Below are 19,497 nucleotides of genomic sequence, written 5' to 3' on the forward strand. Positions count from 1 at the left end.
AAACATCGATTTAGGTGTCAGGCCGGCATGAAAACCTTACAATCTTGTCATCTTTATGGTTTCATCACCTTTAAATCTAATGCTTCGATATTCTGCAAAACGCGATCAAAGCGCAAAGCCTGAGGCTCACATGGGAAGATGTGGCCTTCATACGGGTCGCCTAACGTCCGGAAAAACGGTTCAAATAAACCAGGAACCAATACGCCCACCATCTTTGTATAGTAAGAATCAAGGCGATAGGAGTGAACGGTATTTGCAGGGACATGCAGGAAATCTCCCGGATTCAGCTGAATTTCCTGGCCATCTGCCCACATCGTCATCTGACCTTCAAGGCAATAAAATGTTTCTGTATGATGTTCATGGTAGTGATCAACGATTCGGTCACCTTTAGGGCCTTCAGAGGATACGACGATAAACTGCCCATCTGTATTTTTTTGTGCAGCCACAATGCGGTGAAGCTGATCTCCAGTCAACAGGTGATCTCCTTCTCCAGATTCAAGAACGTATGGAACCGCTCCATCTGGCAGCTCTGTAAGTTCCGCTAATTTGGCCGAACATGCAGGCTTTCCTTCATCTAGAAATACAATGTCCGCTACAGCGGCTGCTTCTGCAAATCGCTCGTTTGAGACTTCTTCGCTTGCGTACGGCGGATGTTCAGCGTGATCATACGGATTCCCAATAACGGAATACAAGTGCGCTACGTTTCCTTTCATCGTGTAAGATACCAGTCTTGTTCTGTGGCTCTGCATCCGGTAGCTGTGCGGTGTTCCCGCCGGAATGTTCGCATAATCACCTGATATTAATAAATAGCGTTCACCATCAAGTGTCAGTTCCAGTTTCCCGTCCAAAACGAGAATTCCTTCATGTGTGTCCTTGTGGATGTGAAGCGGAAAGGCATCTCCTTTTCCCCCGGAAAGAAGCACGATCTCAAACAGATCACCTGTGCTCTTCCCATTCGCCATTACCGTGGCAACCTGTCTGCCGAACAGATAGCGCTCGCCTTCTCCGCTCCGGAGCAAATAAGGCATTTTTTCTTTAGGCAATGAATGTGTACATAATGTTTTCATATTATCGTTTCCTCCAATTTAGACCAGTCTATATATTATCATTTATTTGTCTAGACCGTTCTATATAATTGTAGGAGAAAGGATAACAAAATGCTACCCTTTTTTTCTCACCAGCACTGGTATTTGTTCGGCAATGAGAAGAAGGGGCGTTTTGTCTTTATTCGTTAACGAAAGCATGATGCCGCCCTCAATCATCGAATTAATCAGCATTCCAAGCTGATTTGCTTCTTCTTCTGCAAATCCGTTTTCCATTAATTTTCTGGCAAAAACTGCTTCCCAGCTTTTAAACACCTTCATGCAAACCGTCCGCAGCGGTTCACTGATTAACGCTGTCTCACTCGCCAGCAAACCGACTGGAATACCTTTAATGCTTTCTGTGTTGTCAAATTGGCTGGCTGTTTTTTTGATAAAAAGCTGAATCGCTTCTGTTGGATCAGAGGACTCATCCATGCTTTGCTGTATCAGATGTTCAATCAATTTCCCTGTATATGTAACCGCTTCAATTGCTAATTCTTCTTTGCCATTCGGAAAAAAGTGATAAAGCGATCCCTTAGGAGCACCGCTTTCTTTTACAATCTGGTTCAAACCTGTCGCGTGATATCCTTGCAGCTGGAACAGACGTGACGCCGTGTGAAGGATTTTTTCACGTGAATCTCCTCTGCTAGTCATTAAAACATTCCCTCCTAGGTATGGTAGAGCGACTTATATAATATAAAAAAGAACCCTGTGATTGTCAAAAGGGGTAAGACCCTTCCGGATGGGGTAATGTACAAAAACAGCGTCTAGGAGGGATCTCTCAATGACAATCGATCATTCAGTCACAAATACAGAACAACTTGAACGACAAAACCCCGCCATAAAAACAAAGCTCAAACTGAAAAAGCTTAAGGATCAGGTGATCGTCATTACCGGCGCTTCAAGCGGAATCGGACTTGTCACGGCACGAATGGCAGCTGAAAAAGGCGCAAAGGTCGTGGCAGCAGCGCGAAATGAAGACGCGCTGAAGGAGCTCACTGATGAACTTAAGGAAAAAGGGCACGACGCCATATGGGTAAAGGCGGATGTCGGAAAAGAAGAGGACGTCAACCGCATCGCAGAAACCGCGATCAGCACATTCGGCCGCTTTGACACATGGGTCAACAATGCGGCCGTCTCGACTTTCGGACATGCCATGGACGTCACCGTCGAAGACATGAAGCGCATGTTCGACACAAATTTCTGGGGACCTGTTTACGGAACAAGAGCGGCTGTCAAACACTACACCGGCAGAGGTGTGCCGGGCGCACTCATTAATGTAGGAAGCCTGTTCGGAGACAGGGGAACGGTCATTCAATCCACATATGCATCTGCCAAATTTGCGCTTCACGGCTGGACGGAAAGCATCCGAATGGAGCTCGAAAAGGAACAGGCGCCAGTCTCGGTAACGCTCATCCACCCGGGCAGAATTGACACGCCTTATAACGAGCATGCGCACAGCTACCTCGACAAACAGCCGGCTCATTACCGCTCCATGATCTATCCGCCGGAAGCAGTCGCCGAAGCTATCCTGTTTGCCGCCGAACACCCTAAGCGCGACATGTACATCGGCTCACAGGCCAAAGCCATCGCCATGCTGGGCGCGCTTTTCCCTCGTCTGACCGACAGACTGATGGAAAAAATCATGTATCACAGCCAGCATGCCGAAAGACCGTCCAAACCGCGAGAAGAAAGCGCTCTTTATGATGCGGGCTGCGGTATGCATGACAGAGGCACAAATAAAGGATGGATGAGGTCAAGAAGCTACTACACAAAAGCGACGAAGCGCCCCATTGTATCGGCGGCTGTTGTTGCCGGACTAGTGGCTTGGGCTGCCGCCAAACGATGCAGATAATCTCTGACCATGATAGAAAAACCCATGCTGTTCCAGCGAACCATGGGTTTTTCAGCTGTTAATCGATAAAAGCCTTGTTCATACGCTGCAGCAGCTCGCCAAACAACTCTTTTTCCTGTGTTGACCATTCTTTCAGCATCTGTTCATAACGTTCAAGGCGCTTTTGCTGATCGGCTTTTAATAGTTGTTTGCCGAGTTTTGTAATAGTAAACAGGCTGACTCTCCCATCAGATGGGTCTGAGAAACGATAGATGAGCTCCTTTGCCTCTAATGCAGCTGCTTGTCTTGAAAGAGTAGAAATATCAAGCTTAAACGATTCTGCCAATTCCTTAACACGAGCAGGCCCAAACTCATCCAATTGTCTCAGTAATAAGTACGAAGATCTCTCCAAATTCCCTGTTCTTTTCTCTGATTGATCCAGATAAACAGCTCTCCTGATAAAAGTCGTCAGCTCATATTCAATTAATTCAACTGGATTTTGATTTTGCAATCGCTCTCGCTCCCTATTCCAATCTCTGGCATTGACAACATCATATATACTTGTATAATACAAATGTACATTAACTGAATAAATACAAGTCGTTATATGACTAAATCAATCATTATACTTGTATAGTACAATCATATAAAAAGAAAGTAAAGCGATTCCTCAGAACCATCCTAGAAGCAAGCACCAGAAAGGAGGAAGCTGTTCTGATTGGAGAGCAGCACTTGATGTGAAAGTCATACGAATTATCTTGCAAGTGTTGATATTATATGTATTTTTTATGATCGGGGAAGCCATTCAGCATCTGTTTCATTTACCCGTGTCAGGAAGCATCGTTGGATTGGTATTGCTTCTGATCTGCTTGGGCCTCCGTATTGTTCCCGTCTCCATCATTGAAGACGGAGCAGGGTTTTTATTATCCTTCCTTCCATTGTTGTTCATCCCGGCAATGACAGGAGTGATAAACTATCCGTCTCTCATTTCATTCAATGGCCTGATGCTGCTGATTACAGTCGTTCTGAGCACCATCGTCACGATCATTGCGGCTGGATTCGCCAGCCAGCTATTAGAGAAAAAAGCAAAAAAACGGGAGGAGAAAGAGAAATGCAGCAAGCATGTATCGCGATCATTATAATTCTTTTAACAGTTGCCGCTTATTTAGCGATGGTCAAACTCTATAAGCGATTCCCGCTTCCATTTCTGATCCCCGTTCTGACAACGACCATTTTGATTGTAGCGGTTTTGATGATGTTCCATGTTTCCTATGAAGGCTATATGATCGGGGGGAAATGGATCAATTCTTTGCTTGGGCCGGCTGTCGTGGCACTGGCCTATCCGCTTTATAAACAATGGCATATTATTGTCAAACATTGTGTTCCCATTTTAGGCGGCGTCCTGGTCGGATTATGCATGGGAATGATCAGCGGGCTGATCTTCGCAGAAGCATTCGGGATTGATCATGATCTCTTATTATCCATTCTGCCAAAGTCGATCACAACCCCTGTCGCTATTCAGATCGCCGCCGATCTTGGCGGCGTCCCTTCCATGACAGTCGTATTTGTCATGATTGCGGGCTTTTCAGGCGTCATCCTCGGGCCTCTTTTCCTAAAATGGCTTCGCATACGCAGTTCCCTTGGACAAGGCATTGCATTAGGCAGCGCCTCCCATGCACTGGGCACCTCCAAAGCATTGGAATATGGGGAACTGGCCGTCTCCATGAGTTCCGTCTCCATGACGCTTTGTGCGGTGCTCGGCTCATTCTTCGGCCCGCTCGTCGTCTGGCTGTTTCATATTTAACAAAGAAAGACTGCCCCGGGGGAGGGCAGTCTTTTTCGTTTAAGAAGCAAAAAAATCAATCAACGGCTGAAAGTCCTTAGATAAATCAACGTCATTCGGTTCTGCTTGAAGCAGGCGGTCAATCATACGCTCCAGCTCCTCAACATCATTCTTATCCGTATACTCAATGAAGTTTAAGCTTTCAAGCCAATCCCGGTATGAATGTTTGGCTTTGCCATAGCTGTTTCCAAAGACAAGGCAAGGTGTTTTGGTGATAATCGAGAAAATCATCGCGTGAAGGCGGTCGGTAATCACCAATTTACTGGAGCCGATGCGGTCCAGCATCTCCATAAAATGCTTTTCACGATCAGCGTAATCGATGGTGTCGACCGTATCCAGCACCGTATCGGTACGCTCTGTGTAAGTTGTTTTTTCTGCCCATTGCTTCATCTGTGAAATAAAATCTTCGTCAGTCACTTTCTCCTTATCCGCTCTTAAAATAAAGAGAACGCCGTCCCGCTCGAGCTCTCGCGGCACAATATCCAAGGAAAGCACCATGTCCGGTGTAAAGATCACATTGGAGTTGAAGGTCTCTTTCACAACATCCAGTGTTTGCGTCTCACGCGCAGCAATCGTTAAGTTTGTATTTTGATGGTACGCATCCTGTGTTTTTTTCTTTTCCTTCTGTCCTTCCTCTGTATCCTCAAAATAAACGGATTGTGGCAGAGAAATTGATTTGTAGTCTTTAAACGCCGAAAAGACCTTTCTTCTGTCTTCCTCAATATCGAGATAAAGGTTTCCTAAGTTCCCTCCGCCTGTAAAGCAGACAATATCGTCTTCACGAATGATCTCCTTCACCAGTTCAATGCCCTCATCCGTCGCATAATCCATAATCTCAATGTATTCATAATACGGAAAATGATTTTTGATAAATTTCTCTTCCGCATACGCAATCGCTTGGTCTCCAATGTTTGTTTAACTAGGGGAACCAAACAAAAATACTTTTCGTTTATCATTTAACAGAGCTTCCGGCTCCACATTTGGCGCAATGCCTTTTACTAGTTTTTTTCCTTTGATTTCTTGTACAGTCATATCTGCGTCCTCCTTCTGGGATGAATTCCTCATTGTGTGTTAACTGTCTCTACCCAAAAAGAAGGATGGCTATGCATTGGCGTGTGCATCGGCTATATCAGAAACATCGTTTTCGCCAATTTGATAGACGCTGCAATGTCCCGCGCCGTTCTTTCCATATATTCCGCGGCATGTTCAAACGCATCTTCTAGCGGCACGGCTCCGGGGACGATGCTGAAAAGCGCATCGATTCCGTGTTGATAGACGGCATCACTGTCACGTGATACTGATCCCGCAATACCGATGACAGGCACATCGTATGATTTAGCCGCCTTGGCTACGCCGATCGGCGTTTTTCCATGAACCGTTTGGCTGTCGATCCGTCCCTCGCCGGTAATCACAAGATCTGCATCCTGAACGATACTTTCAAAATCAACCGCTTCAAGGACAATATCAATGCCTCTTTTCAGGTCAGCCTGAAGATAAGTCAGCAGGCTCCATCCAAGACCGCCCGCTGCACCGGCGCCCTCTGTATCTCGGAAGGTTGATCCGAGCTCTTTTTCTGCCATATCAGCGAAATGGTTTACGTTCTGTTCTAGTACATCCAGCATGTCGGCCGTCGCGCCTTTTTGCGGTCCGAAAACAGCCGTAGCACCCTTTGGTCCTGTTAACGGATTGTCCACGTCACAGGCAACTTCCAGTTTGACATTCCGCAATCTGGAATCAAGCCCGCTCACATCTATTGATGCAAGCTGAGATAACGCGCCGCCCCCTGGGCCAATCTCGCTGCCTGAGTTATCAAGAAGCCTTCCGCCCAATGCCTGAATCATCCCGGCTCCCCCGTCGTTCGTGGCGCTTCCGCCGATTCCGATGATCAAACGCTCCGCTCCTGCATCAAGAGCTGCTCCGATTAATTCTCCCGTTCCCCTTGTTGTAGTGATGAGCGGATTTCGCTTATCTACAGGCACCAGATGCAGCCCTGAAGCAGCAGCCATTTCAATCACAGCTGTTCTCCCATCTCCCATCATGCCAAAGAAAGCTCTCACCGGTTCCCCCAGCGGCCCTGTGACAACTTGCTCTATGATCCTTCCGTTGGTCGCATCGACCAGAGATTGAACAGTTCCCTCGCCGCCATCCGCCATCGGCAATTTTCTGTAATCAGCACCCGGAAAGACCGACTTGAAACCTCTTTCTATCGCGTCTGCGGCCTCCAGAGCTGATAAGCTTTCCTTAAAAGAATCAGGTGCAATGATGATTTTCATCCAAATCGCCTCTTTCAAAACATGATTCACTTATGCTAGTTATCTCCAATGTACCATATTCCATTTAGAAATAAATACCATAATGATTGGGAAAAATTTTATTAAAAATTAGAAATGAAAGTGTTTGCATAAAAGAAATATTCACGTTATCATACTTGTATACAAGTATACTTCTTGAGTGAGGAAGGTGAGTGTATGCTAGACTCCAAAGACCTGTTGTATCCCGCAAAATGGCTCTCAAAAGCGTCAACCGGAGTTCGTGTCGCATACGAGCTGAGAATGCGGATCGTTTCAGGCCTGATTGAAAGCGGTACCATTTTATCAGAAAATACAATCGCCGCCGAGTTTTCAGTAAGCCGTTCGCCGGTTCGCGAAGCGCTAAAAATTCTCGCATCCGAAAAAATCATCCGCTTAGAACGAATGGGAGCGGTCGTAATTGGTTTAACTGAGAAGAAAATCGCGGAAATTTATGATGTGCGGTTACTATTAGAAACATTTGTCTTTGAACGGCTTGTCAAAATAGACATTGAGCCTTTAGTTAAGGATCTCAGCAAAATTCTTGAAATGATGAAAGTCTCAATCAAATATGAGGACGCTGACGAATTTTCATTTCAAGATGTGCTGTTCCATGAAACCATTATCCGAGCGATTGATCATTCATACATTCAGATGATCTGGAACAATCTAAAACCCGTCATGGAAAGCTTTATTCTTTTATCGATGCGGGTACGGTTAAAGGAAAAGTATGAAGACTTCACAAGGATTTTAGATAACCACGAGCTTTATATTCAAGCCATCAAAACAAAGGATAGGGCGCTGATGATTCAGTCTCTTCACCAAAACTTTGATGATGTGCAGGATAAGGTAGAAGACCTATGGCTCTCACAACAAATGCTGGCAAAAGGAGCTGAATACAACAATGACTAGTTATATGTTAGGAATCGATATCGGCACGACAAGCACAAAAGCTGTGCTGTTCAGTGAAAACGGAGATGTGGTACAGAAAGAAAGCATCGGCTACCCGCTCTATACACCGGACATCTCAACAGCTGAACAAAACCCGGAAGAGATATTTCAGGCAGTCATCCATACAACAGCGAGAATTACAAAACAGCATCCCGAAAAACAGATCTCTTTCATTTCGTTCAGCAGCGCCATGCACAGCGTCATTGCAATCGACGAAAATGACAAGCCGCTGACGCCATGCATCACATGGGCCGACAACCGAAGTGAAGGCTGGGCGCATAAGATCAAAGAGGAATTGAACGGACATGAGGTGTACAAACGGACGGGAACACCGATTCATCCGATGGCACCGTTAAGTAAAATTGCCTGGATCACGAATGAAAGGAAAGAAATCGCTTCCAAGGCAAAAAAATATATCGGCATCAAAGAATACATTTTTAAACAGCTGTTCAATGAGTATGTCATCGATTACTCATTGGCATCAGCGACAGGCATGATGAACCTGAAAAGCTTGGCTTGGGACGAAGAGGCACTGCGCATCGCAGGCATCACGCCGGATCACTTATCCAAACTCGTGCCGACAACCGAGATCTTTCAGCACTGCAGCCCAGAAATAGCGATCCAAATGGGAATCGATCCGGAAACGCCTTTTGTCATCGGGGCCAGCGACGGCGTGCTGTCCAACCTCGGCGTCAACGCCATTAAAAAGGGAGAAATCGCCGTCACCATCGGTACAAGCGGTGCCATCCGGACGATTATTGACAAGCCGCAAACCGATGAAAAAGGGAGAATTTTTTGCTATGCCTTGACGGACAAGCATTGGGTTATTGGGGGACCTGTGAACAATGGGGGCATCGTCCTTCGCTGGATCAGAGACGAGTTTGCCTCCTCCGAAATCGAAACAGCGACACGGCTGGGCATTGATCCATATGACGTGCTGACGAAAATTGCCCAACGCGTCAGACCCGGTTCTGACGGTCTGCTGTTCCACCCATATCTCGCCGGAGAACGCGCTCCGTTGTGGAATCCGGATGTACGGGGCTCATTTTTCGGCCTGACCATGTCGCATAAGAAAGAGCATATGATACGCGCGGCATTGGAAGGCGTCATTTACAACCTGTACACGGTGTTCTTGGCGTTAACTGAATGCATGGATGGCCCGGTAACCCGCATCCAAGCGACAGGGGGATTTGCAAGGTCGGAGGTTTGGCGCCAAATGATGTCTGATATCTTCGAATCAGAGGTTGTCGTTCCAGAAAGCTACGAAAGCTCATGTCTCGGCGCCTGCATTTTAGGCCTGTATGCAACAGGAAAAATTGACTCTTTCGACGCCGTGTCCGACATGATCGGCAGCACATACAGACATACGCCGATTGAAGACTCAGCCAAGGAATACAGAACATTAATGCCGATTTTCATCAATCTATCAAGATTATTAGAAAATCAATATACACAAATTGCAGATTATCAGAGGGGCTTAATCACACACAAATAGTACATGACATGAAGGGGAGGGCATTACCATGCCGTTAATCATCGTTGCACTTGGGATCTTAGCATTACTATTTCTGATTATGGGCTTAAAATTAAACACATTTATTTCCCTGCTGGTCGTATCGTTCGGCGTGGCACTGGCACTCGGGATGCCGTTCGATAAAGTTGTCAGCTCCATCGAAGCAGGAATAGGGGGGACTCTTGGCCACATCGCGCTCATCTTCGGACTCGGTGCGATGCTGGGCAAGCTGATCGCGGATTCAGGAGGCGCACAGCGCATTGCGATGACGCTCGTCAACAAATTCGGTGAGAAAAATATTCAATGGGCCGTTGTCATTGCCTCATTTATTATTGGGATTGCGTTATTTTTTGAAGTAGGACTGGTTCTATTAATTCCGATTGTCTTTGCGATTTCAAGAGAATTGAAGATTTCTATTTTATTTCTCGGAATCCCGATGGTCGCAGCACTATCCGTCACACACGGTTTCCTGCCGCCGCACCCGGGACCTACGGCGATCGCCGGTGAGTATGGCGCAAACATTGGAGAAGTGCTGCTGTACGGCTTTATTGTTGCTGTTCCGACAGTGCTCATCGCAGGGCCGTTATTTACAAAGTTCGCGAAAAAAATCGTTCCTGCATCATTTGCGAAAAACGGCAATATTGCATCACTCGGCACACAAAAAACGTTTAACCTTGAAGAAACACCCGGCTTTGGAATAAGTGTCTTTACTGCAATGCTCCCGATTATCATCATGTCGGTCGCGACCATTATCGACCTGCTTCAAGAAACAATCGGGTTTGCAGATAACGGAATTTTAGCTTTTATCAGATTGATTGGAAACGCATCGACTGCTATGATTATTTCGTTATTGGTCGCAGTCTATACAATGGGCATCAAGCGCAACATTCCAGTCAAAACCGTGATGGATTCTTGTTCAACTGCCATTTCACAAATCGGCATGATGCTTTTGATCATCGGAGGAGGCGGCGCCTTCAAACAAGTGCTGATCAACGGCGGTGTCGGCGATTACGTAGCAGACTTATTCAAAGAAACGGCATTATCGCCAATCATTCTGGCATGGCTCATCGCGGCGATCCTGCGCATTTCTCTAGGCTCAGCGACTGTTGCCGCACTAAGCACAACAGGTCTGGTCATTCCGTTATTGGGCCATTCTGATGTTAACCTGGCGTTAGTCGTACTCGCAACAGGCGCCGGAAGTGTCATCGCTTCACACGTCAATGACGCCGGCTTCTGGATGTTCAAGGAATACTTCGGATTAAGCATGAAAGAAACATTCGCCACATGGACATTGCTGGAAACCATTATTTCCGTTGCTGGACTGGGATTCATTTTATTGTTAAGTTTAGTTGTATGAAATTAAGAAGGAGCTGTAACACATGTTCAATTCGATTGGTGTCATAGGCTTAGGCGTAATGGGAAGCAACATCGCCTTAAACATGGCAAATAAAGGTGAAAACGTCGCTGTCTATAATTACACCAGAGATTTAACGGACCAGCTTATCCAAAAGCTGGATGGACAATCTCTCAGCCCGTATTACGAGCTTGAGGACTTTGTTCAATCGTTAGAAAAACCAAGAAAAATCTTTTTGATGGTCACAGCGGGAAAACCCGTAGATTCCGTCATCCAATCATTAAAGCCTTTGCTTGAAGAAGGCGACGTCATCATGGACGGAGGAAACTCCCACTATGAAGACACAGAAAGAAGATATGACGAACTGAAGGAAAAAGGGATCGGCTACCTGGGAGTCGGCATTTCCGGCGGTGAAGTCGGTGCATTAACAGGGCCTTCCATCATGCCGGGCGGAGATCGCGACGTCTATGAGAAAGCCGCTCCTATCCTGACGAAAATCGCAGCTCAAGTCGGAGATGACCCTTGTTGTGTCTATATCGGACCAAAAGGGGCAGGGCACTTTACAAAAATGGTGCACAACGGCATTGAATATGCAGACATGCAGCTGATTGCAGAAGCGTATACGTTTCTAAGAGAAACGCTTCGTCTGCCGCTAGATGAAATTGCATCTATTTTTGAAACATGGAATCAAGGTGAGCTGAAAAGCTATTTAATAGAGATTACAGCTGAGATTTTACGCAAAAAAGACGAAAAAACAGGGCAGCCTCTGATCGATGTCATCCTTGATAAAACCGGACAAAAAGGCACTGGGAAATGGACGAGCATGCAGGCGATTGATAACGGCATCCCGTCCACGATCATCACAGAGTCCTTGTTCGCCCGCTACTTGTCATCCTTAAAAGAAGAACGGATGGCAGCTCAAGACGTATTAGCAGGCCCGGAAGCCGAAGAAAAACACTTGGATAAAGACACCTGGATTGAATACGTCAGACAGGCTCTTTACATGGGGAAAGTATGCGCCTATGCACAAGGCTTTGCCCAATATAAGATGTCATCTGAGCTTTACGGCTGGAATCTGCCGCTCAAAGACATCGCCTTGATTTTCCGAGGCGGCTGCATCATCCGCGCTGATTTCCTAAACGTGATCAGCGAAGCATTCAGTGAGCAGCCAAATCTGGCTAACCTGCTGATCGCGCCTTATTTCACAGATAAGCTCCATGCCTATCAAACTGGCCTGCGAAAAGTCGTTTGCGAGGGTATCAGCACCGGAATCTCTTTCCCATGCTTAACTACCGCGCTCTCTTATTACGACGGCTACCGCACAGGGCGTTCCAATGCGAACCTCTTGCAGGCGCAGCGCGATTACTTTGGCGCTCACACGTACGAACGGACTGATATGGACGGCGTTTTCCATACGAATTGGTCTGAATAACCTGTCATCAGAAACACGGTCAGTTTTCAACTGAACCGTGTTTTTTTCTTCTATCCCAAACAACAGAAGACATAAGTTATGTTTTAAATATCATAAACAGTGATACAATAATAGCTAGAAACATTCCCCAAGATTATCATGTGACAGCAGCTTGCTGTTCCGTTCTATTCTGCTTTTGGCCATTGTCCTTTGCCCCTTGCCCATGGTGTCATAAAATGTTCAAATGCCAAAACGGCCTGTCATTCTGATTTACAAAAGTCCCTGAAAACCTTGTCTAATTGAGAATCAGCCTCTCATTTGTTATAAAAGAAATGCATAAATCCTACCTGTCACACCTTTAGTAAGATGAAAAAAAGTAGGTTATGGCTTGACAAAAAATATATATTAATTAATAATTCATATATAATTAGAATTATTATTGAAAGCGATTATGCTTTCTAATACATTTTTAGGAGGAATATACATTATGTCTTTAATCGGTAAAGAAGTACTTCCATTCGAAGCAAAAGCATTCAAAAACGGTGAATTCATCGATGTAACAAACGAAGATTTGAAAGGCCAATGGAGCGTATTCTGCTTCTACCCAGCAGATTTCTCTTTCGTATGCCCAACTGAGCTTGAAGATCTTCAAGAACAATATGCTGCTCTTAAAGAATTAGGTGTTGAAGTCTACTCTGTTTCTACAGATACTCACTTCGTACACAAAGGCTGGCATGACAGCTCTGAAAAAATCAGCAAAATCACTTACGCAATGATCGGCGACCCATCTCAAACGATCTCTCGCAACTTCGATGTTCTTGACGAAGAAACTGGCCTTGCTGACCGCGGAACATTCATCATCGATCCAGACGGCGTTATCCAAACTGTTGAAATCAATGCAGGCGGTATCGGCCGTGACGCAAGCAACCTTGTAAACAAAGTAAAAGCAGCTCAATACGTTCGTCAAAACCCAGGTGAAGTTTGCCCGGCTAAATGGGAAGAAGGCGGCGAAACTCTTACACCTAGCCTTGATCTAGTAGGTAAAATCTAAGGAGTGCATTCAATTGGTACTTGATGCAAACATCAAAGCACAATTAAATCAATATATGCAGCTAATTGAGAATGACATTGTTCTCAAAGTTAGCGCAGGCGAAGATGACACTTCTAAGGACATGCTGGCTCTCGTTGATGAGCTGGCTTCCATGTCATCGAAAATTTCAGTTGAAAAAGCTGAATTAAACAGAACGCCAAGCTTCAGTGTCAATCGTGTCGGAGAAGACACTGGCGTGACTTTCGCCGGTATCCCTCTGGGCCACGAATTCACATCATTAGTGCTGGCGTTGCTCCAAGTGAGCGGCAGACCGCCTAAGGTGGACCAAAAAGTCATTGATCAGGTGAAGAAGATCAGTGGTGAATACCACTTCGAATCTTATATCAGCCTGACATGCCACAACTGTCCTGATGTTGTACAAGCTTTAAACATGATGAGCGTGCTGAACCCGAACATTACGCACACGATGATTGACGGTGCAGCATACAAATCAGAAGTTGAAAGCAAAAACATCATGGCAGTGCCGACCGTTTACCTGAATGGCGAGTCCTTCGGAAGCGGCCGTATGACGCTTGAAGAAATTCTTGCGAAAATGGGCAGCGGCACAGATGCATCTGAATTTGCTGACAAAGAGCCGTATGACGTTCTTGTTGTCGGAGGCGGACCTGCTGGTGCAAGTGCAGCGATTTATACTGCACGTAAAGGCATCCGCACTGGGGTTGTCGCTGAACGCTTCGGCGGACAGGTTCTCGACACCATGAGCATCGAAAACTTCATCAGCGTCAAAGCGACGGAAGGACCGAAGCTTGCGGCAAGTCTTGAAGAGCATGTGAAGGAATATGATATTGATGTTATGAACCTTCAGCGTGCGAAACGCCTTGAGAAGAAAGATCTGTTCGAACTTGAACTCGAAAACGGCGCTGTCCTGAAAAGTAAAACAGTGATCCTTTCAACAGGTGCACGCTGGCGCAATGTCAACGTACCCGGTGAACAAGAGTTCAAAAACAAAGGTGTCGCATACTGCCCGCACTGTGATGGGCCATTGTTTGAAGGCAAAGACGTTGCGGTAATCGGCGGCGGAAACTCTGGTATTGAAGCAGCGATTGATCTTGCAGGTATTGTCAATCACGTTACTGTGCTAGAGTTCGCACCGGAACTGAAAGCAGACGAAGTCCTGCAAAAACGTCTCTACAGCCTGCCTAACGTTACTGTTGTAAAAAACGCACAAACAAAAGAAATCACAGGCGATCAGAGCGTTAACGGCATCACATACGTAGACCGCGAAACAGGCGAAGAAAAACACGTTGAACTTCAAGGTGTATTCGTCCAAATCGGTCTCGTGCCAAACACAGAATGGTTAGAAGGAACGGTTGAACGCAACCGCATGGGCGAAATCATCGTCGACAAACATGGCGCAACAAGCGTACCAGGCTTATTTGCTGCCGGCGACTGCACAGACAGTGCGTACAACCAAATTATTATTTCGATGGGATCAGGTGCAACTGCCGCCCTCGGCGCGTTTGATTACCTAATCCGTAACTGATAAAAAAATCCGCTATATTGCCAGATTGGCAGGATAGCGGATTTTTCTTTTTCTACAGAAAAACCCGAACCAGGCACTACGGTAAAAGTGCTCGATTCGGGCCAGCTTCTTATAGTTCCTCGCCGTTCGTTTGAATGACATTTTTGTACCACTCAAAGGAATCTTTCTTATACCGCTTCATGGATCCGTTTCCTTCATTGTCACGATCAACATAGATCATGCCGTAGCGTTTTTTCATTTCGCCAGTTGTGAAGGAGACAATATCAATAATGCCCCACGGCGTGTAGCCAATTAAATCAACACCATCGTACGTGACCGCTTTTTTCAATGCTTCAATATGCGATTTTAAATATTGAATGCGTTCCGGATCATGAACCTTGCCGTCCTCCTCCAGCGTATCCACTGCCCCAAAGCCATTTTCAACGATGAATAACGGGATTTGGTATCGGTCATAAAAACGATTTAACGTATATCTCAGCCCGGTTGGATCAATCGCCCATCCCCAGTCACTCGAAGTGATGTACGGATTTTCGACACCATTCGGCAAGCCGCCATTGACAATATCGCCAGTGTTATCATTTTTCACATCGCTTTTCACAGTTGTTGACATGTAATAGCTGAAGCCTAAGTAATCGACGGTTCCGTTTCTTAAAATCTCATCATCGCCGTCTTCGAATGTGATGTTGTAGCCTTCGCGTTCAAATTCCTTCAACGCGTAGCTTGGATAATAACCGCGCACCTGTACATCAGGGAAGAAATAGCGCTGCCTCATTTCTTCTTCAGCCAGCATCACATCTTCAGGATTGGAGGAGAAAGGATAAATCGGCACATGTGATACCATAGCCCCGATCTGGAACTCTGGATTGATGTCTTTTCCTTTTGCCACTGCTAATGCGCTCGCCACTAGTTCGTGGTGCGCCGTTTGGTACATGACTTCCTTGGCGTTTTCGTTTTCGTCAACCACAACACCTGAATTCGTCCATAGGAACAGCGGATTGTTCACATCCATTTGGTTGTTGATCTCGTTAAATGTCATCCAGTACTTCACTTTCTCTTTGTAACGGGTAAAGCAAGCATCTGCAAAGTTGACGAAGAAGTCCACGACTTTCCGGTTTCTGAAGCCGCCATATTCTCTTGCCAGGTGCAGCGGCATTTCAAAGTGAGACAGGGTAATGACCGGCTCGATCCCATGCTTCAGCAATTCATCAAACACATCATCATAAAACTGCAAACCAGCTTCGTTCGGTTCAGCCTCATCGCCTTTCGGAAAAATGCGGCTCCAGCCGATGGACGTCCGCAGACATTTTAATCCCATTTCCGCAAACAAAGCGATATCTTCCTTGTATCTGTGATAGAAATCAATGGCTTCATGGTTTGGATAAAATTCGTTTTCTTCAATCGTGTCAGTGATTTTTCTCGGCACGCCGTGCGCACCCGCTGTCATCACATCGACGACACTCGGCCCTTTACCGCCTTGATTCCATCCGCCTTCAAATTGGTGGGCAGCTAAAGCACCGCCCCATAAAAAATCCTTTGGCATGTTTCCCATGTTTAATTCCTCCTCAGCTTACGACTGTAAATATTTTTTGATGTAATGCACTTTCCTCAATGTCTTCAATGAAAGCTTTATCAAACTCAACAAGCACTTCGCCTTTTTTGACGGTATCGCCTTCTTTTACCTTCAAGGAAAAAGGCGTGCCGTCAAATGTCACCGTATCCAGCCCGATGTGCACAAGCAATTCGACGCCGGACGCTGAACGCAGGCCAATCGCATGCTTTGTAGGCGTAACCATGACAACCGTAATGACGCCGGGATGGTAGCATCGATTTCACGATATCCTTCGCTTTAGGGGTAGACCGCTTCAGCACCAATCGAAGTCTGGTAGCGCAGCGAGAAGCCCCAATCACATTCTCTTCCCCGCCTACGGCCTCTAAAATGTCTTTTGCTAGTCTCGTATAATCTCTCACTTTCCCCGACATTTCACCCACCCCTTCGTTTTGGTTACGCTTCCATTATAATTGTACCGGTATAATTTATCAACGCCGAAACAAAATATTTACGCACTAACTATCATTGTAAGCGGTTTATGCTATAATTTTGACAAGTGAAACTAAACGAATAAATGAGGAATGCGTATGTTAAAATACCAGCAAATCGCAACGGAAATTGAAACATATATAGAAGAACACCAGCTTCAGCAGGGAGACAAACTGCCAGTCCTAGAAACCCTCATGGCCCAGTTTGAAGTCAGCAAAAGCACCATCACAAAGTCCCTCGAGCTATTAGAGCAAAAAGGCGCGATCTTTCAGGTCAGAGGAAGCGGCATTTTCGTCAGAAAACATAAACGAAAAGGCTATATCAGCCTTCTGTCGAATCAGGGATTTAAAAAAGATCTCGAGGATTTCAACGTCACCTCAAAAGTCATCGAACTGGACGTGAGAAAGCCAACACCGGAAGCGGCGGAAAACCTGAATATCGAAATAAACGAGGACATCTACTATGTCAAAAGGGTCCGCTACATCAACGGCCAGACCCTTTGCTACGAAGAATCCTATTACAACAAATCCATCGTGACGTATTTAAACAACGAAATCGTTTCCCACTCCATCTTCCATTACATCCGGGAAGGACTGGGGTTGAAGATTGGTTTTTCTGATTTGTTTCTGCACGTGGGCCAGCTTAATGAGGAAGAAGCGGAATATTTGGGATTAGAGGCTGGACTGCCGAAGCTGTATATAGAAAGTATTTTTCACCTGACAAATGGGCAGCCGTTTGATTACTCGAAGATTTCGTATAATTATAAGCAGTCGCAGTTTGTCGTACAGGCTAATAGTTTTTTGCTGTAGAGCTGCTTCACTATGGAAGGTGGTCGACATGAACAAAATCATCATTACTGCCATACTAGCCATCTTTGCGCTCTGGATACTCTTACAAATTTCACTAGAGATGAGTATCGTTAAGAATCCAATGAACTACTTTATCGTATTCATTATCTTTTTCCTCTTTGTAAAGATGGTGAAAGAAAAACAATAATAGTTTGGGCGATGCAAACAGAAAAACATCCTTCCCTTAACAAACTCAGCCAGTCACATGCATTAATCTTGATGTTAATGATATATAGATGCACATAAAAAGCTACTTCATTGTGAAGTAGCTCCCTTTATTAAATGCCCATTTTGATCCATCTAGTTTTAGAAAAGCGAAGGATAATCGCATTTATGATAATAATTGAAACTAAATACAAAATAATAAATAAAACATCATTACTCCCAAGTGTCATGTTATCAGATTGCAGCACTCTTTCTATTCGGGGATACATAGTGTTACCTGCCTCAAAAGGAGCAATGAAACCAAACGTTTTATTGCTTATAGCTACTAAGATAACAGAAGTCATCCAATAAACGATACTGACACCTATACTAATTAATATATTAGGACATAACATGCTTATAGTTCCGATAATTAGAATATACTGCAGTATAACTGCAGAAAATAAAAAAAGTAATAATGCAAAATGCGAAAAATCATGGTACATCAACGATATGATTAGCAGGCCTAGCGCTATAAATGCAAAACATTCTAAAAATAAAACAGCTATCTTTTTATAAAAGAAAGTATAGATGTTCTCTCCAATTAACTTGTAAAAGAGAATATTTTTGTTTGAATACTCTCTATTAATAAAGAAAGCTATAACAAATGAAAATAACATCAAACCAAACTGGGTCGCAACAGTATAGGAGCTAAAGAAAAACATTTCAGGTGTAACATTACTGACTTTATCGATTCCAACAAGTAAAAAATAACCCAGCAAAAATAAAAATACAAACATTGCTCCTAAAATAATGATAACTTTGTTGCTAATACTCTTTTTAAACTCTAATTTCATCTCAAGCCCCCACTGTTTTATTACTCATTTATATACACTTCAATTAATTTATCCACTGAATGATATTGTTGAATTTCTTGGTGATTAAATATATAATAATCCCCTTCTATCGCCTTTAAATCAGACAAATCATGTGTAATGTTGATGATAATCTTCTCGGGGTTCTCCTGAATATACTTGTTTAAGAAGCCATGAATCTCTATAACCGTTTTTTTGTCTAATGAATTCGTTATTTCATCTAAAACAATAATATTTTTATCCTCTAATAAGAAACTGAGCAATTTTAATTTTTGCTTTTGTCCATCACTCAAATTTTTGATCAGAACTTTTCCATCAATATTATCCAGATTAAGTAAATGTGCGATTTTATCTATCATTTTTGCATCAAATTTTTTACTCAAAAAGTGTAATAAAAAGTCCTTAGAAACATCATTAGGTATATTCGACGAGCTGGATATTAAAGAAACATTTTGACGAATATCTCTGCCGATTCTTTTGCTATTATTCAACAAAAAGTCTTTAGCAAGCTGTGATTTACCGACTCCATTTTTTCCGACAACGTGATTAATTTTCCCGCTCGAAAAATGCAAGTCGGTGTCCTGAAGTAACGTTTTGCCTTTCACTTTTAAAGTGTAATTCGCTATATTCATATACATACTCCTAGGAAATATTTGCATAATAATAAAATGTTCTGCCTTGTGATTTGTTACTAATGTCTAAGCTTTTGAGGTACCTCTTTC

General features: G+C 44.5%; 19 protein-coding genes and 2 pseudogenes. 11 read left to right on the top strand and 10 right to left on the bottom strand.

Features of this window, described 5'->3' with window-relative positions; all coding sequences use genetic code 11:
* Positions 1-53 precede the first annotated feature (53 nt).
* On the bottom strand, positions 54-1,067 hold the full coding sequence (qdoI, locus tag MHI44_RS10905) for a quercetin 2,3-dioxygenase (RefSeq protein WP_339201923.1): 1,014 nt from the start codon (positions 1,065-1,067) through the stop codon (positions 54-56).
* A 93-nt stretch (positions 1,068-1,160) separates the two neighbouring features.
* Complete coding sequence (yxaF, locus tag MHI44_RS10910; RefSeq protein WP_021481046.1) at positions 1,161-1,736, bottom strand: transcriptional regulator YxaF; 576 nt, start codon at positions 1,734-1,736, stop codon at positions 1,161-1,163.
* Between the two features lie 130 nt (positions 1,737-1,866).
* On the opposite strand from yxaF, the gene MHI44_RS10915 reads away from it, so the two are divergent.
* The gene (locus MHI44_RS10915; RefSeq protein WP_077670852.1) at positions 1,867-2,937 is read left to right on the top strand and encodes an SDR family oxidoreductase; all 1,071 of its coding nucleotides are present in this window, start codon (positions 1,867-1,869) and stop codon (positions 2,935-2,937) included.
* 58 nt (positions 2,938-2,995) lie between these two features.
* On the opposite strand, the gene MHI44_RS10920 is transcribed toward MHI44_RS10915, so the two are convergent.
* Complete coding sequence (locus MHI44_RS10920; RefSeq protein WP_326236913.1) at positions 2,996-3,427, bottom strand: MarR family transcriptional regulator; 432 nt, start codon at positions 3,425-3,427, stop codon at positions 2,996-2,998.
* 226 nt (positions 3,428-3,653) lie between these two features.
* On the opposite strand from MHI44_RS10920, the gene MHI44_RS10925 reads away from it, so the two are divergent.
* Together MHI44_RS10925 and MHI44_RS10930 are read left to right on the top strand one after the other, a co-directional pair.
* Entirely contained in the window at positions 3,654-4,058 is a 405-nt protein-coding gene (locus MHI44_RS10925; RefSeq protein ID WP_009968420.1) for a CidA/LrgA family holin-like protein, read from the top strand.
* Positions 4,028-4,720, top strand: a complete 693-nt coding sequence (locus MHI44_RS10930) for an LrgB family protein (RefSeq protein ID WP_032722776.1) — start codon at positions 4,028-4,030, stop codon at positions 4,718-4,720. The genes MHI44_RS10925 and MHI44_RS10930 overlap by 31 nt, the downstream gene beginning before the upstream one ends.
* Positions 4,721-4,759: 39 nt before the next feature.
* Here MHI44_RS10930 and MHI44_RS10935 read toward each other — a convergent pair.
* Both MHI44_RS10935 and MHI44_RS10940 read right to left on the bottom strand, forming a co-directional pair.
* Positions 4,760-5,791: pseudogene (locus tag MHI44_RS10935) on the bottom strand (polysaccharide pyruvyl transferase family protein).
* Positions 5,792-5,883: 92 nt separating this feature from the next.
* Positions 5,884-7,032 (bottom strand): glycerate kinase, encoded by a 1,149-nt coding sequence (locus MHI44_RS10940; RefSeq protein WP_032722777.1) that lies wholly within the window; start codon positions 7,030-7,032, stop codon positions 5,884-5,886.
* A 195-nt stretch (positions 7,033-7,227) separates the two neighbouring features.
* On the opposite strand from MHI44_RS10940, the gene gntR reads away from it, so the two are divergent.
* From gntR to ahpF, 6 genes are all read left to right on the top strand, one after another.
* A complete protein-coding gene (gene gntR, locus MHI44_RS10945; protein ID WP_003243132.1) occupies positions 7,228-7,959 on the top strand; it encodes a gluconate operon transcriptional repressor GntR in 732 nt (243 codons plus the stop codon).
* On the top strand, positions 7,952-9,493 hold the full coding sequence (gene gntK / locus MHI44_RS10950) for a gluconokinase (protein ID WP_015250835.1): 1,542 nt from the start codon (positions 7,952-7,954) through the stop codon (positions 9,491-9,493). Before gntR ends, gntK begins: the two co-directional genes overlap by 8 nt.
* 28 nt (positions 9,494-9,521) lie before the next feature.
* The gene (gene gntP, locus MHI44_RS10955; RefSeq protein WP_032722778.1) at positions 9,522-10,868 is read left to right on the top strand and encodes a gluconate permease GntP; all 1,347 of its coding nucleotides are present in this window, start codon (positions 9,522-9,524) and stop codon (positions 10,866-10,868) included.
* Positions 10,869-10,890: 22 nt separating this feature from the next.
* Positions 10,891-12,297, top strand: a complete 1,407-nt coding sequence (gnd, locus tag MHI44_RS10960) for a decarboxylating NADP(+)-dependent phosphogluconate dehydrogenase (protein WP_003243876.1) — start codon at positions 10,891-10,893, stop codon at positions 12,295-12,297.
* 466 nt (positions 12,298-12,763) lie between these two features.
* Entirely contained in the window at positions 12,764-13,327 is a 564-nt protein-coding gene (ahpC, locus tag MHI44_RS10965; RefSeq protein WP_003243686.1) for an alkyl hydroperoxide reductase subunit C, read from the top strand.
* A 13-nt stretch (positions 13,328-13,340) separates the two neighbouring features.
* Positions 13,341-14,870, top strand: a complete 1,530-nt coding sequence (ahpF, locus tag MHI44_RS10970) for an alkyl hydroperoxide reductase subunit F (RefSeq protein ID WP_032722779.1) — start codon at positions 13,341-13,343, stop codon at positions 14,868-14,870.
* Positions 14,871-14,979: 109 nt separating this feature from the next.
* Here ahpF and bglA read toward each other — a convergent pair whose 3' ends face one another.
* From bglA to MHI44_RS10985, 3 genes and pseudogenes are all read right to left on the bottom strand, one after another.
* Positions 14,980-16,419 (bottom strand): 6-phospho-beta-glucosidase BglA, encoded by a 1,440-nt coding sequence (bglA, locus tag MHI44_RS10975; protein ID WP_046664033.1) that lies wholly within the window; start codon positions 16,417-16,419, stop codon positions 14,980-14,982.
* Between the two features lie 13 nt (positions 16,420-16,432).
* Positions 16,433-16,672, bottom strand: a pseudogene (locus MHI44_RS10980) (PTS glucose transporter subunit IIA); the annotation flags it as partial.
* Positions 16,572-16,850, bottom strand: a complete 279-nt coding sequence (locus MHI44_RS10985; protein WP_075058871.1) for a PTS transporter subunit EIIB — start codon at positions 16,848-16,850, stop codon at positions 16,572-16,574. The pseudogene MHI44_RS10980 and the gene MHI44_RS10985, both read right to left, overlap by 101 nt.
* Before the next feature lie 156 nt (positions 16,851-17,006).
* Between MHI44_RS10985 and MHI44_RS10990 the strand changes: the two genes are divergently transcribed.
* Positions 17,007-17,717 (top strand): GntR family transcriptional regulator, encoded by a 711-nt coding sequence (locus MHI44_RS10990; protein ID WP_019712614.1) that lies wholly within the window; start codon positions 17,007-17,009, stop codon positions 17,715-17,717.
* Positions 17,718-17,745: 28 nt separating this feature from the next.
* Complete coding sequence (locus MHI44_RS10995; protein ID WP_019712615.1) at positions 17,746-17,904, top strand: hypothetical protein; 159 nt, start codon at positions 17,746-17,748, stop codon at positions 17,902-17,904.
* Between the two features lie 130 nt (positions 17,905-18,034).
* Here the strand turns inward: MHI44_RS10995 and MHI44_RS11000 are convergent, their stop codons facing one another.
* Positions 18,035-18,757 carry a peptide ABC transporter permease gene (locus MHI44_RS11000; protein ID WP_003226987.1) on the bottom strand — a complete coding sequence of 241 codons (723 nt, stop codon included), beginning with the start codon at positions 18,755-18,757 and terminating at the stop codon, positions 18,035-18,037.
* Positions 18,758-18,777: 20 nt separating this feature from the next.
* Positions 18,778-19,407 (bottom strand): ATP-binding cassette domain-containing protein, encoded by a 630-nt coding sequence (locus MHI44_RS11005; protein ID WP_038429933.1) that lies wholly within the window; start codon positions 19,405-19,407, stop codon positions 18,778-18,780.
* Positions 19,408-19,497: the final 90 nt, after the last annotated feature.

The sequence above is a fragment of the Bacillus sp. FSL K6-1366 genome (assembly GCF_037976695.1).
Lineage (GTDB): Bacteria > Bacillota > Bacilli > Bacillales > Bacillaceae > Bacillus > Bacillus subtilis.

Excerpts from the sequence above, each read along its gene's own strand:
- qdoI (WP_339201923.1), bottom strand. The coding sequence starts at position 1,067 with ATGAAAACATTATGTACACATTCATTGCCTAAAGAAAAAATGCCTTAT.
- yxaF (WP_021481046.1), bottom strand. The coding sequence starts at position 1,736 with ATGACTAGCAGAGGAGATTCACGTGAAAAAATCCTTCACACGGCGTCA.
- MHI44_RS10915 (WP_077670852.1), top strand. The coding sequence starts at position 1,867 with ATGACAATCGATCATTCAGTCACAAATACAGAACAACTTGAACGACAA.
- MHI44_RS10930 (WP_032722776.1), top strand. The coding sequence starts at position 4,028 with ATGCAGCAAGCATGTATCGCGATCATTATAATTCTTTTAACAGTTGCC.
- MHI44_RS10940 (WP_032722777.1), bottom strand. The coding sequence starts at position 7,032 with ATGAAAATCATCATTGCACCTGATTCTTTTAAGGAAAGCTTATCAGCT.
- gntR (WP_003243132.1), top strand. The coding sequence starts at position 7,228 with ATGCTAGACTCCAAAGACCTGTTGTATCCCGCAAAATGGCTCTCAAAA.
- gntK (WP_015250835.1), top strand. The coding sequence starts at position 7,952 with ATGACTAGTTATATGTTAGGAATCGATATCGGCACGACAAGCACAAAA.
- gntP (WP_032722778.1), top strand. The coding sequence starts at position 9,522 with ATGCCGTTAATCATCGTTGCACTTGGGATCTTAGCATTACTATTTCTG.
- gnd (WP_003243876.1), top strand. The coding sequence starts at position 10,891 with ATGTTCAATTCGATTGGTGTCATAGGCTTAGGCGTAATGGGAAGCAAC.
- ahpC (WP_003243686.1), top strand. The coding sequence starts at position 12,764 with ATGTCTTTAATCGGTAAAGAAGTACTTCCATTCGAAGCAAAAGCATTC.
- bglA (WP_046664033.1), bottom strand. The coding sequence starts at position 16,419 with ATGGGAAACATGCCAAAGGATTTTTTATGGGGCGGTGCTTTAGCTGCC.
- MHI44_RS10985 (WP_075058871.1), bottom strand. The coding sequence starts at position 16,850 with ATGTCGGGGAAAGTGAGAGATTATACGAGACTAGCAAAAGACATTTTA.
- MHI44_RS10990 (WP_019712614.1), top strand. The coding sequence starts at position 17,007 with ATGTTAAAATACCAGCAAATCGCAACGGAAATTGAAACATATATAGAA.
- MHI44_RS10995 (WP_019712615.1), top strand. The coding sequence starts at position 17,746 with ATGAACAAAATCATCATTACTGCCATACTAGCCATCTTTGCGCTCTGG.
- MHI44_RS11000 (WP_003226987.1), bottom strand. The coding sequence starts at position 18,757 with ATGAAATTAGAGTTTAAAAAGAGTATTAGCAACAAAGTTATCATTATT.
- MHI44_RS11005 (WP_038429933.1), bottom strand. The coding sequence starts at position 19,407 with ATGAATATAGCGAATTACACTTTAAAAGTGAAAGGCAAAACGTTACTT.